We start from the raw sequence: 14,303 nt of genomic DNA on the forward strand, positions 1-14,303 counted from the left end.
GCGGGGAGCGCACCGGTCCTAATCTCGCACTGAGAGGACGTCGGAACAGGCCTTTTACGCCGGATTCACGACGTCGCGAGCACGCCGTTGAGAGGCTCCGTGCCGCCGAAGCCTCGCGATCCCGTCGGAGGTCCAACCATGTCGGTCGGCGCACGCGTCGAGGTCGACACCCACTGCCCGTACTGCGCGCTGCAGTGCGGCATGGTCGTCCGCGACGAACCAGCCGAGACGACGGTCGCGCCGCGCGAGTTCCCCACCAACCGGGGCGGACTCTGCCAGAAGGGCTGGACTTCGGCCCGCCTGCTGAACACCCCCGGTCGGCTCACCACGCCGCTGCTACGCGAGGACCGAAACGCCCCGCTGCGGCCGGTCGGCTGGACCGAGGCGCTCGACTACGTGGCCCTGCGCCTGCACGAACTGCGCGACCGGCACGGCGCGGACGCGATCGGCGTGTTCGGCGGCGGCGGGCTGACCAACGAGAAGGCCTACCAGCTCGGCAAATTCGCCCGGCTCGCACTGGGCACGTCGAAGATCGACTACAACGGCCGGTTCTGCATGTCCTCGGCCGCGGCGGCCGGCATCAAAGTGTTCGGACTCGACCGCGGCATGCCGTTCCCGGTCGCCGACCTGGCCGAGGCGGACGCGATTCTGCTGGTCGGAGCCAATGTCGCCGAAACAATGCCGCCCTTCATGCGGCACGTGCGGCCAGCCGCCGACAAGGGCGGGCTGATCGTCGTCGACCCGCGCCGCACCGCCACCGCCGAGGCCGCGTCGCTGCACCTGGCCCCGGCCCCGGGCACGGATCTCGCGCTGGCGCTGGGCATGTTGCACGCCGTCGTGGCCGACGGGCTGCTCGACCACCGCTATATCGCCGAGCGCACAACGGGATTCGACGAGGTGTGGCGCATCGCCGCGGCCTGGTGGCCGGAGCGGGTGGAGCGGGTCACCGGGGTGCCGGCCGCCGACCAGCGGGCCGCCGTCGCGCTGCTAGCCAAGGCCCGCAACGCATACGTGCTCACCGCGCGGGGCACCGAGCAGCACGCCACCGGTGTGGCCACGGTCTCGGCCTGGATCAACCTGTGCCTGGCGCTGGGGCTCTGCGGCCGCGAGGGCTCGGGTTACGGCTGCCTGACCGGCCAGGGCAACGGGCAGGGTGGTCGGGAACACGGGCAGAAGGCCGACCAGCTGCCCGGATACCGCAAGATCGACGACCCTGCGGCGCGGGCCCACGTAGCCGGCGTCTGGGGCGTCGACCCGGCTGAGCTGCCCGGACCGGGGCCGTCCGCGTACGAACTGCTCGACTCGTTGGGCACCGAACGGGGCCCGAAGGCGCTGCTGGTGTTCGGCAGCAATGTGGTGGTGTCCGCGCCCCGCGCCGGACATGTCGGTGACCGACTCGAATCCCTCGAACTGCTGGTCACCTCGGACTTCGTGCTGTCCGAAACCGCCGCTGTCGCCGACGTCGTATTCCCGGTCACCCAGTGGGCCGAGGAGGACGGCACGATGACGAACCTGGAAGGCCGGATCCTGCTGCGCGGCAAAGCCGTCACGCCACCGATCGAGGTGCGCGGCGATCTTGATGTGCTGCATGGGTTGGCAATCCGTTTGGGCCAACCGGCTGAACGATTCCCGGTCGATCCGGAAACGGTGTTCGCCGAACTCGGGCGGGCCTCGGCCGGCGGCCCGGCCGACTATTCCGGGGCCAGCTACGAACGGCTGCGGGCCGGCGAGGCACTGCACTGGCCGGTGCCCGCGGCCGATCATCCCGGCACGCCAAGGCTTTTCCTCGACAGATTCGCTCACCCGGACGGCCGGGCCCGGTTCCAACCGGTGGAGCACACCGGACCGGCCGAACCGCCGGATCCGGAATTCCCTTTGCACGCCACCACCGGGCGCGTGTTGCAGCATTACCAGTCCGGCGCGCAGACCCGACGGGTGCCGGAGCTGATGGACGCCAGCCCGGAGGCTTTTGTCGAGGTGCACCCCGATACGGCCAGGCTGGCTGGCGTCCACGATGGACAGTGGGCGACCGTCACGTCCCGGCGCGGATCGGTGATCGCGCGGGTGCGCTGCGTGACAACCATCAGGCCGGACACGGTTTTCCTGCCGTTCCACTTTCCCGGCGCGCAGCGGGCCAACCTGCTCACCAATCCCGCGCTCGACCCGACCAGCCGCATGCCCGAGTTCAAGGTGTGCGCCGTCCGACTGGGGCCGGCATGAGGATCGCCATCATCGGTTACGGCATGGCCGGCGCCCGTCTGGCCGACCACCTGCGCGCATCGAATGTGTCGATCACGGTGATCGGCGCGGAGCCGCATCCGGCCTACAACCGCATCCTGCTGTCGAACGTAGTGGCGGGCGCGATGGAGCCGGCCACCGTGCTGCTGCACTCTCCGGACTGGGCCAAGGAAAACGGGATCGACCTCCGGCTCGGGACGGGCGCCGCGGCGCTACACCCATCCGACCATCGGATCGTTCTCACCGATGGGTCCACTGTGGACTATGACGCGCTGGTGCTGGCCACCGGCAGCACCCCGTGGGTCCCGCCGACCGACGGCCTGATCGCCGACGGTGCACTGGCGCCGGGCGTGGTCGCGTTCCGCGATCTCGACGACTGTCAGCGGATCGTGGAGCTGGCCACCCGGGGCACACCGGTCGCGGTGCTCGGCGGCGGGCTGCTTGGCCTGGAGGCCGCCCGCGGTCTGGCCGGCCGCGGCTGCGCGGTGACCGTGGTCCACCCGGTCGGCCATCTCATGGAACGCCAACTGGATCCGGCCGCCGGGCACGTGCTGGCCCGGGTGCTCGGCCCCAAGGGCATCGAGTTCCGGCTCGGCCAGCTGGCCACGAAGTACCTGCCGGGCAAGGGACTCCAGCTCGACGACGGCTCGCTGGTCGCCGCCGAGCTGGTCGTGGTCTCGGCCGGCGCACGCCCGGAGACCGCCCTGGCCGAGGCGGCCGGGATCACCGTCGACCGGGGCGTCGTCATCGACGATTCCTTACGCACCAGCGCTCCCGACGTGTACGCGATCGGCGACTGCGCCCGGCATCCCGGCACCGTCGGCGGCCTCGTGCAGCCGGCCTGGGAGCAGGCCGCGGTGCTGGCCCAACTGCTGACCGGTGCGGACCCGCACGCCCGCTACCGGGGAACACCGGTGGTGACGCGGCTCAAGACCCGCGACGTGGACCTGGCCTCGATGGGCGAGGTGCATGTCGAGCCGCACACCACCGACGCCGAGGTGGTCCGGCTGGAAGACCCCAGCCGCGGCCGCTACACCAAGATCGTGCTGCGTGACGACCGGGTCACGGGCGCGATCGTGCTGGGGGCGCCCGACGTGGCCGCCGCCGTCACGCAGCTGCACGACCGGGGCACCCCCGCCCCGGCCGACCGGATGGCGCTGCTGCTGGGCCGCGCCATGCCCGCCGGGGACTCGTCGGATCCGGCGGCGCTGCCGGCCTCGACGCTGATCTGCCGCTGCAACACCGTCGACAAGGGCCGGCTGGTCGGCGCGTGGCACGCCGGCGCCCGGTCGTTCGACTCCCTGGTCAGCACCACCATGGCCGGCACCGGCTGCGGTGGCTGCCGGGACACCGTGTGCGCGCTGTCCCGCTGGCTGGCCGAGCAGGACCCCCTCACCGAACCCGAGAAGTTGGGCTGCAACGCGACATGACGACCACGACTGAGGCACCCACCCGCGGCGGACGCACCTGGATTCAGCAGTGGGACCCCGAGGACGAGGGGTTCTGGGCGGCGACCGGCCGCCGCATCGCCAACCGTAACCTGATCTTCTCCATCTTCTCCGAGCACCTGGGCTTCTCGCTCTGGTCGATCTGGAGCGTGGTGGTGCTGTCGCTGCCCACCGCCGGCTTCAAGTTCGGCGTGGACGAGCTGTTCTGGCTGACCGCGCTGCCCAACCTGATCGGCGCCGCGCTGCGGCTGCCCTACACCTTCGCGGTGCCGCGCTTCGGCGGCCGCAACTGGGCCGTGGTCAGCTCGCTGATGCTGCTGATCCCGTGCGCGCTGCTCACGGTGGCCGTCACCACCCACGCCGGCTTCGGGTTCTTCCTGTTCGCGGCGGCCACCGCCGGCTTCGGCGGCGGCAACTTCGCGTCGTCGATGACCAACATCTCGTTCTTCTACCCGGAGAGCCGCAAGGGTTTCGCCCTCGGCCTCAACGCCGCCGGCGGCAACCTCGGCGCCGCGCTGGTACAGCTGATCATCCCGCTGGTGATCGCCGCGACCACCGGCACCAACCTGGCGATCGCCGGCCTGTTCTACATGCCGTTCGTGATCGCCGCGGCGATCTGCTCGGCGCTGTTCATGGACAACCTGGCCACCGCCAAGTCCGACTTCCCGGCCCAGGCCGCGGCGGTCAAGCGGTCCCAGACCTGGGTGATGTCCTTCCTCTACATCGGCACCTTCGGCTCGTTCATCGGCTTCTCGGCCGCGCTGCCGCTGCTGATCAAGACTCAGTTCCCGACCGTGCACGGCACCTACTTCGCCTGGCTCGGCGCGCTGGTCGGGTCGCTGTCCCGGCCGGTCGGCGGCTGGCTGTCGGACAGGATCGGCGGCAGCCGGGTCACGCTGTGGAACTTCGTGCTGATGGGCGTGGCCGCCGCGTTCGTGGTGGTGGGCGAGCGGTCCGGCAGCTTCGGCCTGTTCTTCGGCGCGTTCCTGGTGCTGTTCGTGACGGCCGGCGTCGGCAACGGCTCCACGTACCGGATGATCCCGGCGATCTTCGTGGCCCAGGCCCGGCGCGAGACCGCCGAAGGCGCGGACGCCTCGGAGGCCGTGCGCAAGGGCAAGCGGGAGGCCGCGGCGGCGATCGGCATCGTGTCGGCCATCGGCGCGTTCGGCGGGTTCTTCGTGACGCGGATCATCGCCACCTCGGTGGCCTCGACCAAGGTCGCCGACAACGCCTTCTACGGCTTCATCGTGTTCTACGTGCTGTGCTTCGCCGTCACCTGGTGGTTCTACCAGCGGCGCAGCTTCGCCGTGGCCAAGCTGCCCAGCCTGGCCGTGGCCAACGTCTAGCCTTCTCACACACAGTTCCCAGCTTGGGGTTCTCCGCTCACAGCCTGCGCTCAGTCGGGCCCGCGACACTCGGTGCAGGCAAACCGACCACGAGCGGATAGGACCCTGAGCATGGCTGTTGCGGCCCCGGACGCCCCGCCACGCCGATCTGTCGGCCTGAAGATCGGCGTGGCGGCCGTGGTGGTGATCGCCGCCGCGGCGCTGCGGATGGCGTTCCTGAACTACGAGACCGGCGACGGACGGATCTTCCTCTCCTGGTACGACCACATCGCCCAGAACGGCGGGTTCGCGGCGCTGAAGGACATCAGCTTCGCCAACTACAACGTCACCTACCTGTACCTGCTGGCCGCCCTGAGCTACCTGCCGGTGACGCCGCTGATCGGCATCAAGATCGTGTCGGCGGTCTTCGACTTCCTGCTGGGCTACTTCGTCTACAAGATCGTGGCGCTGCGGTATCCGGGCAAGTGGTGGCCGGTGCTGGCCGGGACGATCACCCTGTTCCTGCCGACGGTCGTGGTGAACGCCTCGATGTGGGGCCAGGCCGACGCCATGTACGCGGCCTTCGCCGTCGGCGGCGTGTACTTCATCCTGCGCAAGCGGCCCTGGATGGCCTGTGTCTTCATCGGCATCGCCTTCGCGTTGAAGCTGCAGACCGTGTTCCTGTTCCCGCTGCTGCTTCTGTTGGTGCTGCTGCGTTATCTGCCGTGGAAGTCGCTGCTGGCGATCCCGCTGGTGTACGTGGTGCTGGACATCCCGGCGCTGATCATCGGCACCAGCCCCGCGCAGCTGATCTCCGTCTATGTGGCGCAGACCGGGACCTTCGATCTGCTGACGTTGAATGCCCCCAACATCTATCAGTACCTCGGCACCTCGGTGACGTCCTCGGCGCTGCGGATCGCCGGGATCCTACTCACCGGTTTCCTGGTGCTGGCGCTGGTGGTCGCCTTGTGGTGGCGGCGGGTCGAGCTGTCGGCGACGCGGATCATTTTGGCGGCAACGGTTTCCGTGCTGCTGGTGCCGTACTTCCTGCCGGCCATGCATGAGCGGTACTTCTTCCTCGCCGACGCTTTGACCGTGGTGGCGGCGTTCTACCTGCCGCGCAAGCTGTGGGCCTTGCCGGTGCTGGAGCAGTTCGCGTCGTTCTTCGCGTACCTGCCGTTCCTGATCGGGGCCGGCGGTGGCGGGCGGGGCGGTGGCCAGCGTCCCGGCGGCGGCTTCCGTGGCGGCGCCGGTGGCGGCACCCGGCCGAGCTTCCCGCCCGGCGGCACCGGTTCGGGCGGCACCGGCGGATTCCCCGGTGGCGGGTATGGCGGTGGCACCGGCGGCTTCGGAGGTCGGCCGGGCGGTGGCGGCACTCTGGGTTCGGGCGGGTTCGGCGGCGGCGGCTTTGGCGGCGGCTCGGTCAACGCGTCCTTCATCGACATGCGGATCCTGGCCACCGCCATGCTCGGGGCCCTGGTGCTGTCGATCTGGGTGGCCGTCCGGGAGTTCCGCAAGCCGGTCCTGACCGACCAGGACGCGACCCCGATCGACCAGGGCCCGACCTCAACCGATCAGGAGGCCGCGCCGGCTCCGTGAAACAGCTCAGCCAGGAATTCGACGCCGTCGACCACCCGTGGCCCCGGCCGGTTGAAGTAGGCCGGTCCGTCCACTATGTACTGTCGGCCGGCGGCGTCGAACCCCTTGAGCCGCTTGAGTTCCTGCTCGGTCTTGGCCGGCGGGAACCCGCAGGGCATCAGCAGCAGCACGTCCGGCTCGGCGGCCACCACCTGCCGCCACTCGATCGGCCGGGTGTGCTCCCCAGGCTTGGCCAGCAGCGGCTCCCCGCCCGCGCAGGCGATCTGCTCCGGCACCCAGTGACCCGCCGGCCACACCGGATCCAACCACTCGATCGCCGCCACCCGGGGCCGCGGCTTGCTCTTCACGCGGTCGCGGACCTTGTCCAGCCGCTCGTGCAGGCTCCGCATCCGTTGCCGGGAAACGTCTTCCACCCCGAGGACCTCGCCAAGGACGCGTAGGCAGTCCAGGACTTCGTTGAGGGTGCGGGGTTCGAGGCTCAGCACCGTGACATCCGCGTCCAGTTTGCGCACCGCGTCCGACACCGGGTGGTACGACAACGCGCAGACGTCACACAGATCCTGCGTCAGCACCACATCAGGCTTGAGCTCCTGGAGCAGATCCGTGTCCAGGGTGTAGATGCCCGATCCGTGGTGCACCGTCTCCGAGATCTCCCGACTGTCCATGCCCTCGGTGATCTCGCTGGCCGTCACCACCGGCACTGCCTCGATCTCCCCCGCCGGCCAGTCGCACTCGTGCGTGCGCCCCACCAGCTGAGGCAGCAACCCCAGCTCCGCCACCAGATCCGTGGCCGCCGGCAACAACGAGACGATCCGCACGCTCCCAGTCTACGATCGACGAGTTCTGTCTTTATTGCCCGGTTTCACGGAAAGGAATTCCGGCGCCGCCTCGCGGTAGAACGCCACCCGCCGCTGAACGAAATCGACAAGTTCGTCCGATTCGTCCAAGGGGATTTGCTGATGACCTTGACTGCCACGCAGCATGACCGCCGGTCCGGGTGTGGTGTTCGCGGGAATCCGCTTCCGCCGAGAGGTCACGACGGTCCAGGAAATAGGGTCCGCGGCCGGTGCGAACGCTGATGGCGTGGCAGTCAAGTCACCGAGGAAGAACCGACCGCTGGCCGAGGCGTCGCTGTTGTTGGACACCGGCGTGCTTATCGACCAGTACAGCCTGGTGTTCTCCAGCTCCACCGTCCCCTTGGGGCGTGATCGCAGCTTCCAGACCACGGTGAACGGCGTCTCCGCCAGCTCACGGGGTCGTCCGTTCAGCAGCACCACGCGGGCCGTCACCGCGAGGACAACGGCTGCGGCGTCCAGGGCGAACCCGATGACGTAGGCGGGCACGCTGATCGAGCCGGGTCCGTACACGACGGCCGGGCTGATGCCGATGAAGACCTGCACGGTGCCCGCCACCAGGGCCATGACCAGCCACGTTGTCGGATCGAACAGGCCCGTCTTTCGCAGCGACCGGTGCAGCAGCAGGAACGGGATCCACGCGCCCAGCACGGAGACGAACGCGGTCCACTGCAAGCCGCGGGCAGCGGTGTCGCGCACCATCAGGTAGGTGGCGCCGACGGCCATGACCAACGGGATGACGATCAGGGCGAAAGACAGCAACACGCCCGCGGTCGCCCACCTGCGCGACAGTGCGGCCCGCGCCTGCGGCGAGATCGGGGCCGGCGGCGCGGAAATCCACCACATGGCTGACTCCTCGGTTGGGGACCGCTTCATTCGGGCACCCTGGCCATCATGCCACCCGGCGAGAGGTCCCGAAGATTTTTGCCGAATGCGGGAACCGATCGGACCCCGGCGTGGTCTGATCCGACCAGATTCGGCTTTCCGACCTGAAAGGGGGATGGGTGGACACGAACGCGTGGCTGCGGGATTACCAGCAGGACGTCCAGAACAGGCTCGCCCGGGCCGAGCAGGTTAAAGAAATGGTCAACACGGCGATCGGAACGGCACGCAGCACCGACGGCGCGGTTCTGGTGACCGTCGGGCCGACCGGCGCGCTGCAGGACCTCCAGTTGTCGCCGAAGGCCGACGGCCTGACCTCGACCCAGCTCGCCCAGCTCATCCTGCGCACGGCGCGGGAGGCCCACCGCAAGGTGGCCGATCAGGTGGCGCAGTCGGTCAAGCCGCTGATCGGCGACAGCGAGGCCATGTCGTTCCTGGAGAGCCAGATCCCACCGGCCGAGGAACCAGCGGCGGCCCAGGAGCAGCCGTCCCGCCCGGCCCGGCCGGCGTGGGACGACGACAACGACGACAACGGCCCGATCCTGAGGTGAGTTCTGGTGTCTGACATCGAAGTCGAAGTGTCCGAACTGCACACCCACGCCAAGAACGTCGACTCGATCGCCGAGCAGGTGGCCAACTGCGCGAAGACCGCGCAGGGCATCGACTTCGGCCTCGACACGTTCGGCGTCGTCGGGCAGGTGTTCGCCGCCTTCATCAAACCGAACTCGCAGCAGCAGGCCGCCAACCTGAACTCGGCCGTGGACGCGGTGCGTGGCGTCAGCAAGAACCTCGACGCCACCGCGGACATCTACGAGCAGAGCGACAGCGACAACGCCGATCTGTTCAGCGGCATCGAAGGGGGCCTGTGATGACGACCGAGACGCTGCCCGACCTCAAGGGCGAGGCGCCGGCGGAGAGCCCGACGTCGGGGTTCGACGGCTCGGGCATGATCTCCGACGTCGCCAACACGGCCAAGGACCTGGCCAACGGCGACGCGCTCGGCGTCGCGATGGACGGCGCCGCGTCCGCGATGGACACCCTTGGTGTGATTGAGGATCCGCTCGGCTCGCTGTTGTCGGCGGGGATCGGCTGGCTGATCGAGCACCTGGACTTCCTGCGCAAGCCGCTGGACCTGCTGGCCGGCAATCCCGGTGAGATCGCCGCCCAGGCCGCCACCTGGACCAACATCGGCGCCGAGATGAAGAAGATCGGCGAGGACTACCAGAAGTCGATCGGCGCCGACGTCCCGCAGTGGAAGAGCGCCGCCGGCGACAGCTACCGCGCCAAGGGCAAGGAGCTGGCCGAGTCGCTGTCCGCGTTCGCCGAGGCCGCCGACGGCGCGGCTGGCGGCATCACCCTCGGCGGCGTGCTCGTCGGCACCGAGCGTGGCATCATCCGGGACCTGATCTCCACCTTCGTCGGCAAGATGATCGAACGCGCGATCATCGCGCTGGCCAGCTCCTGGTGCACCTTCGGCGCCTCGGTCGCCGCCTTCATCGCCGACGCGGTCGCCGAGGGCAGCATCGTCGCCGGCAAGTGCGCCTCCCGCATCTCCAAGGTGCTCGACCAGCTGGCCCAGCTGATGGGCAAGTTCGGCAAGCTCGGCCACGCCGTCGAGGCGCTGGCCCAGAAGCTCAAGGGCTTCGCCAAGGACGCCGGGCAGTTCGCCGGCAAGGCCAAGGCCACCAGCAAGGCGTGGCAGAACACCCCCTCGCAGTTCGGCAAGGACGCCAACACGTTCCTGCGGGCCCATGCCGGCGAGAGCGTCGTCAAGTCGGTCGACGACGGCCAGTCCGTCGGCGGGTTCGCCAAGGACACCGCCAAGGGCGCGGTCGGCGAGCAGTTCACCACCGGCGAGGAGCACAACAGCTTCCCGGCCGGCGCGACCGAGCTGGGCCGGCAGAGCCACGAGGCCAACGAGCACGGCGAAGAGGCGAACGAGAACGCCGAGAAGCTGGTGGAGAAGCAGGAGTTCCCGCGCAAGTCGGGCAGCCTGGCGGAGTGAAGGGAAAGGCGGTCCGCGAACCGCCTTTCCCTCAGAACGGCCAGACTTACCTACCCCACTCACGCTCCCACAAGCAGGCTGACCCCCACCACCGCCATCGTCGCCGCCACCACCCCGTCCAGCACGCGCCACGACGCCGGCTTCGTGAACAGGGTGCTCAGCAGGCGGGCGCCGAAGCCGACCGCCGTGAACCAGGAGACGCTGGCCAGCACCGCGCCGAGGGCGAAATCCCAGCGCAACGCGCCATAGCCGGCCGCGATCGAGCCCAGCAGCAGGACCGTGTCCAAGTAGACGTGCGGGTTCAGCCAGGTCATCGCCAGGCAGGTCAGCGCCGCCCGCTTGCGGGAGCCCGTCGTCGTACCGTCGGTTGACATGCTCGACGGCTTCATCGCCCGCTTCGCGGCCAGAAATCCGTAGCACAGCAGGAAGATCCCCCCGACCACGGCCACCGCCGTCACCGCCGTCGGCCAGGCCTGCACCAGCACCCCCACACCCCCAACGCCCAGGCTGATCAGCACCGCGTCAGACACGCCGCAGATCGCCACCACCGTCAGCACCGCGTCCCGTCGAATCCCCTGTCGCAGCACAAAAGCGTTCTGCGCGCCGATAGCCATGATCAGGGACAGCGAGGTGCCGAAGCCCGCCGCCAGCGCGAGCATCACGTTGGTCATGCCTTCGACGCTATGTTTGCCCTTGTCAACAGTCCAGCTAATGATTCTTACGTATCATTAGCTCTCGTGATGGCTGATCTCCCCTCCGACCACGTTCGCACCCTGCTCGCCGTGGTCGACGCCGGCACCTTCGACGCCGCCGCCGCTGCCCTGCACGTCACCCCCTCCGCCGTCAGCCAGCGCATCAAGGCCCTAGAACAGCGCACCGGCCGGGTCCTGCTCATGCGCACCAAACCTGTCCAGCTCACCGATTCCGGCCAGGTCGTCGTCCGCTTCGCCCGCCAGCTCGCCCAGCTCTCCCTCGACGCCCAGGCCGAACTCGGTCTCACCACTGCCGGGCAGCCCACCCGTCTCTCCATCGCCGTCAACGCCGACTCCCTCGCCACCTGGTTCCTCCCCGCTCTGGCGCAGGTCCCTGACGTCTGCTTCGACCTCCACCGCGAGGACGAGGGTCACACCACCCAACTCCTCCGCGAGGGCCTCGTGATGGCCGCCGTCACCTCCACCCCCGACCCCGTCCAGGGCTGCTCCGTGCGCCCCCTCGGAAGTTTGCGCTACCTGGCCTGCGCTTCCCCCTCTTTCCCCTTCGAGTCCTTCTCCACCTCCCCCGTCATCTTCTTCGACCGCTCCGACCTCCTCCAGGACCGCTTCGCCGCCGGCGCCAGTCCTTTCCGCCACCACATGCCCTCCTCCGCCGCCTACCTCGACGCCGTCCTCGCCGGCATGGGCTGGGGCCTCATCCCCGTCTCCCACGCCTCGCCGTGTTTTGCCGCCGGCACCCTCGTCAACCTCGCCCCCACCCGCCACATGGACGTCCCCCTCTTCTGGCAGCAGTGGAAACTCCACTCCCCCGCCCTCGCCGCCACCGCCCAGTCCGTCCTCGCCACCGCCGCCGCAGCCCTCGTACAGGCCTAAGTCACCGCCACCTCACTCCTTCAGGCTTGATTCACCGCCACCTCGGACCAGCTCACCTCCCCACCCGCCTCAGCAACCGCTCCTGCCTCGTTCCACCTGTTGTCCCTTGCCGCGGCGCGAAGAACCGCTCCACGCCCTCAAGCCCTTCGTAGATCGCACCCAGGTTCTCTTCCATCCACTCCACCAGTTCCGCGTTCAACTCCTCGTCCCCTCCGACCGCCCTCGCCAGATCCCACGTGTGGATCACCGTGTCCGCCGTCCGAATCGCCAGGGCCTGGTCTCCCTTGATCTCCCCCAGCGGGTAATCCACCCTCCGTCCCAGTGCCCCCGGCTCACGGAACGCATTGGCGAACGCCTCCATCGACCGCTCGTAGGCATCCACCGGATCCTCCCCAAGCGCGTCCACGTCCCGCATCCGCAGGAATTCCGCCCCCGTGCCCCCATGAAGCAGCGCCACATAGTTCAGGTTCCCCCTCACCATGTGATTGACCAGCTGCCGCACATTCCACTCCGTGCACGGCGTCGCCGCCGACCAGTCCCCCACCGACCTGAGCCGACGCCCGAACTCCGCGCTGGCCAACACATACCGATCCACCACATCGAATTCGCTCACCCGCCAAGCCTGCGCCCCGCCACCGTCCAACGCTGGCGGTCATCAGCCACCGTGCCTGCGCCGTCCGGAACGGAGAGGTGTCCGGCCGACGTCGGATGCCATGCTTGCCGCCGTGACCTTCGACCAGCCGGCACCCGGCGATGACGACGTCATCGAACTGCTTCAGCGGCGCGACGGCGTCCCGACCGAGGTCGTACTCCGCGACGGAAACACGTTGACTGTGCTCAACATCGCCTGGGGATACGACATCGGCGACGAATACGCGCACGTGACAACCAATTTCAGCCCGCCGGCCGAAGGCATCGAGATCGACTTCTTCTGCACGGACACCGTAGCGGCGATCGTCGATCCCGAAACCGGGACAACGCTGCTGTCCGCGGTCGCTGATCCGCTCCCGGCAGGCCAGGCACCGGAGCGCCGGTCAGGCCGCGATCTCAGCCAGATCGAGAGAATATGGCAGGACGGACGGCTTCCGATCGTGGACGGGGTGTTCTTCGTGGACGGGCGCTCGTACGCGGTCGATGTCGCCGACTCCGCCTTGCACGTGGTTGGGCAAGTGGACCTCGCCGAGGACCCGGAATGGCTCACCTCGATCGACATCACCCGCGAGGCGCCCGCACCGGGCGGTTTCGTCTGCGCCGGCGAAGGCTCCCACGGGTCCGAGGGCTTCTTCGCACGGCTCGACGGCGACAAAAGGCTGGTCTGGGTGTGCTACCTGTCCGAGTCGAACCCGTTCGACCAGTTGGCGCTCACTGGCAACACACTGACCGTTTCCTCCACCTCCGGTGTGGTGATCACCGTCGACCTGGACGAACCCGTGTAACGCTCAATCCCTGAGCGCCTGGCCTCGGTGGTACTCGAAGAACGGCTTGCTCTTCACGCCGTAGGCACCGCATTCCCTATCGGTAAAGGCAAACTTGACGAACTCCCGCACCGCCGGGAACACGTCGCAACGCGGACCGGGCTGGATCTTCCCGTCGTCGTCGACGTAGATGTAGCCGTGTTCGAAGACCTCGTCACAGCCGAGCGCACAAGCCGCCATGATGTTCTCCGGCTTGAGCTGCTCCGGGTACTCGCAGTCGGCCCGCCGCTTGATGTGCGCGGCCCGAACGAACCGCCTCGGCAGCTCACGTCCGCAGAGATCACAGGTGACCTCCTCGGCGTCGCCGAACTTCAGCTTCTTCAACCAACGCTGCTCTCGCCGGTACGCCATCAACCGCTTGCCGTCCACCGGTCCGTCGAACCGGCTCTCATCCTCCTCATCGGGCACGGCCGCCGCCGGTCCCACCACCTTCTCGAAGGCGTCCGCCACGTCCCTGACGACCGGCTGGCCCTGCTTGTTGGCCGAAAGCCGCAGCGCTTCCATACCAGTCGCGCCGAGCGCCAGGCCATGGACCTGCTCCTCCTCGCCCACGTACTCAAGGTCGATGCGCCAGGGATACGGCTTGTCCGGCCACACCCACTCGCCGGACTGGTAGAGCGACCGCGTGACCTTGGCGAACACGACCTTGCCCAGCCGAGCGTCCTTCCATCCCTCTGGCTGGACGCGACTGCTCGGTCCAAGGTGTCCGAACACCACAGAATCGCCGGGCTCCAGCGAACGTGCCATTCCCAAACCGTCCGCCTTGGACAGCGCGTCGTTCTCCCAACCCCACACCCGTCGAGCCAGGCCGATCCCCAGGTTTCTGACCGAGATCTTGTTCTTGGGAACGTAGATGTAGGCGGTCCGACTCACTGCGCCCTCCACTTCCAC

14 protein-coding genes are annotated in these 14,303 nt (G+C 68.7%); 9 read left to right on the forward strand and 5 right to left on the reverse strand.

Annotated elements, in window-relative coordinates; translation table 11 throughout:
- Nucleotides 1-138: 138 nt before the first annotated feature.
- The 4 genes from JJ691_RS28305 to JJ691_RS28320 all read left to right on the forward strand — a co-directional run bounded on the left by JJ691_RS28305 (nt 139) and on the right by JJ691_RS28320 (nt 6,610).
- Complete coding sequence (locus JJ691_RS28305; protein WP_211762657.1) at nt 139-2,220, forward strand: molybdopterin oxidoreductase family protein; 2,082 nt, start codon at nt 139-141, stop codon at nt 2,218-2,220.
- A complete protein-coding gene (locus JJ691_RS28310) occupies nt 2,217-3,668 on the forward strand; it encodes an FAD-dependent oxidoreductase (protein WP_211762658.1) in 1,452 nt (483 codons plus the stop codon). Before JJ691_RS28305 ends, JJ691_RS28310 begins: the two co-directional genes overlap by 4 nt.
- Nucleotides 3,665-5,032 carry an MFS transporter gene (locus tag JJ691_RS28315; protein ID WP_211762659.1) on the forward strand — a complete coding sequence of 456 codons (1,368 nt, stop codon included), beginning with the start codon at nt 3,665-3,667 and terminating at the stop codon, nt 5,030-5,032. Before JJ691_RS28310 ends, JJ691_RS28315 begins: the two co-directional genes overlap by 4 nt.
- Nucleotides 5,033-5,143: 111 nt before the next feature.
- Nucleotides 5,144-6,610 (forward strand): hypothetical protein, encoded by a 1,467-nt coding sequence (locus tag JJ691_RS28320; RefSeq protein ID WP_211762660.1) that lies wholly within the window; start codon nt 5,144-5,146, stop codon nt 6,608-6,610.
- Here JJ691_RS28320 and JJ691_RS28325 read toward each other — a convergent pair.
- Both JJ691_RS28325 and JJ691_RS28330 read right to left on the reverse strand, forming a co-directional pair.
- Nucleotides 6,586-7,428 carry a cobalamin-binding protein gene (locus tag JJ691_RS28325; RefSeq protein WP_211762661.1) on the reverse strand — a complete coding sequence of 281 codons (843 nt, stop codon included), beginning with the start codon at nt 7,426-7,428 and terminating at the stop codon, nt 6,586-6,588. The genes JJ691_RS28320 and JJ691_RS28325 overlap by 25 nt on opposite strands.
- A gap of 9 nt (nt 7,429-7,437) precedes the next feature.
- Nucleotides 7,438-8,190, reverse strand: a complete 753-nt coding sequence (locus JJ691_RS28330; protein WP_211762662.1) for a hypothetical protein — start codon at nt 8,188-8,190, stop codon at nt 7,438-7,440.
- 278 nt (nt 8,191-8,468) lie between these two features.
- Here JJ691_RS28330 and JJ691_RS28335 point away from each other — a divergent pair, with 278 nt between their 5' ends.
- Genes JJ691_RS28335 through JJ691_RS28345 form a run of 3 tightly spaced genes read left to right on the forward strand, consistent with a single transcriptional unit; the run spans nt 8,469 to nt 10,351 of the window.
- Nucleotides 8,469-8,897 (forward strand): YbaB/EbfC family nucleoid-associated protein, encoded by a 429-nt coding sequence (locus tag JJ691_RS28335; RefSeq protein ID WP_249227069.1) that lies wholly within the window; start codon nt 8,469-8,471, stop codon nt 8,895-8,897.
- A gap of 6 nt (nt 8,898-8,903) precedes the next feature.
- Nucleotides 8,904-9,215: a type VII secretion target gene (locus JJ691_RS28340; protein WP_211762663.1), complete on the forward strand. Its 312-nt coding sequence runs from the start codon at nt 8,904-8,906 to the stop codon at nt 9,213-9,215.
- Nucleotides 9,215-10,351 (forward strand): hypothetical protein, encoded by a 1,137-nt coding sequence (locus JJ691_RS28345; RefSeq protein WP_211762664.1) that lies wholly within the window; start codon nt 9,215-9,217, stop codon nt 10,349-10,351. Before JJ691_RS28340 ends, JJ691_RS28345 begins: the two co-directional genes overlap by 1 nt.
- Nucleotides 10,352-10,410: 59 nt before the next feature.
- Here the strand turns inward: JJ691_RS28345 and JJ691_RS28350 are convergent, their stop codons facing one another.
- Nucleotides 10,411-11,022, reverse strand: coding sequence for a LysE/ArgO family amino acid transporter (locus JJ691_RS28350; protein ID WP_211762665.1), 612 nt, complete (start codon nt 11,020-11,022; stop codon nt 10,411-10,413).
- A gap of 69 nt (nt 11,023-11,091) precedes the next feature.
- On the opposite strand from JJ691_RS28350, the gene JJ691_RS28355 reads away from it, so the two are divergent.
- On the forward strand, nt 11,092-11,937 hold the full coding sequence (locus tag JJ691_RS28355; RefSeq protein WP_211762666.1) for a LysR family transcriptional regulator ArgP: 846 nt from the start codon (nt 11,092-11,094) through the stop codon (nt 11,935-11,937).
- 52 nt (nt 11,938-11,989) lie between these two features.
- On the opposite strand, the gene JJ691_RS28360 is transcribed toward JJ691_RS28355, so the two are convergent.
- Nucleotides 11,990-12,550 carry a TIGR03086 family metal-binding protein gene (locus JJ691_RS28360; protein WP_249227070.1) on the reverse strand — a complete coding sequence of 187 codons (561 nt, stop codon included), beginning with the start codon at nt 12,548-12,550 and terminating at the stop codon, nt 11,990-11,992.
- A 112-nt stretch (nt 12,551-12,662) separates the two neighbouring features.
- On the opposite strand from JJ691_RS28360, the gene JJ691_RS28365 reads away from it, so the two are divergent.
- Nucleotides 12,663-13,373, forward strand: coding sequence for a hypothetical protein (locus JJ691_RS28365; RefSeq protein WP_211762667.1), 711 nt, complete (start codon nt 12,663-12,665; stop codon nt 13,371-13,373).
- A 3-nt stretch (nt 13,374-13,376) separates the two neighbouring features.
- On the opposite strand, the gene JJ691_RS28370 is transcribed toward JJ691_RS28365, so the two are convergent.
- The gene (locus JJ691_RS28370; protein ID WP_211762668.1) at nt 13,377-14,303 is read right to left on the reverse strand and encodes a hypothetical protein; all 927 of its coding nucleotides are present in this window, start codon (nt 14,301-14,303) and stop codon (nt 13,377-13,379) included.

Source organism: Kutzneria sp. CA-103260 (genome assembly GCF_018263855.1).
In the GTDB taxonomy this organism is placed as follows: domain Bacteria; phylum Actinomycetota; class Actinomycetes; order Mycobacteriales; family Pseudonocardiaceae; genus Kutzneria.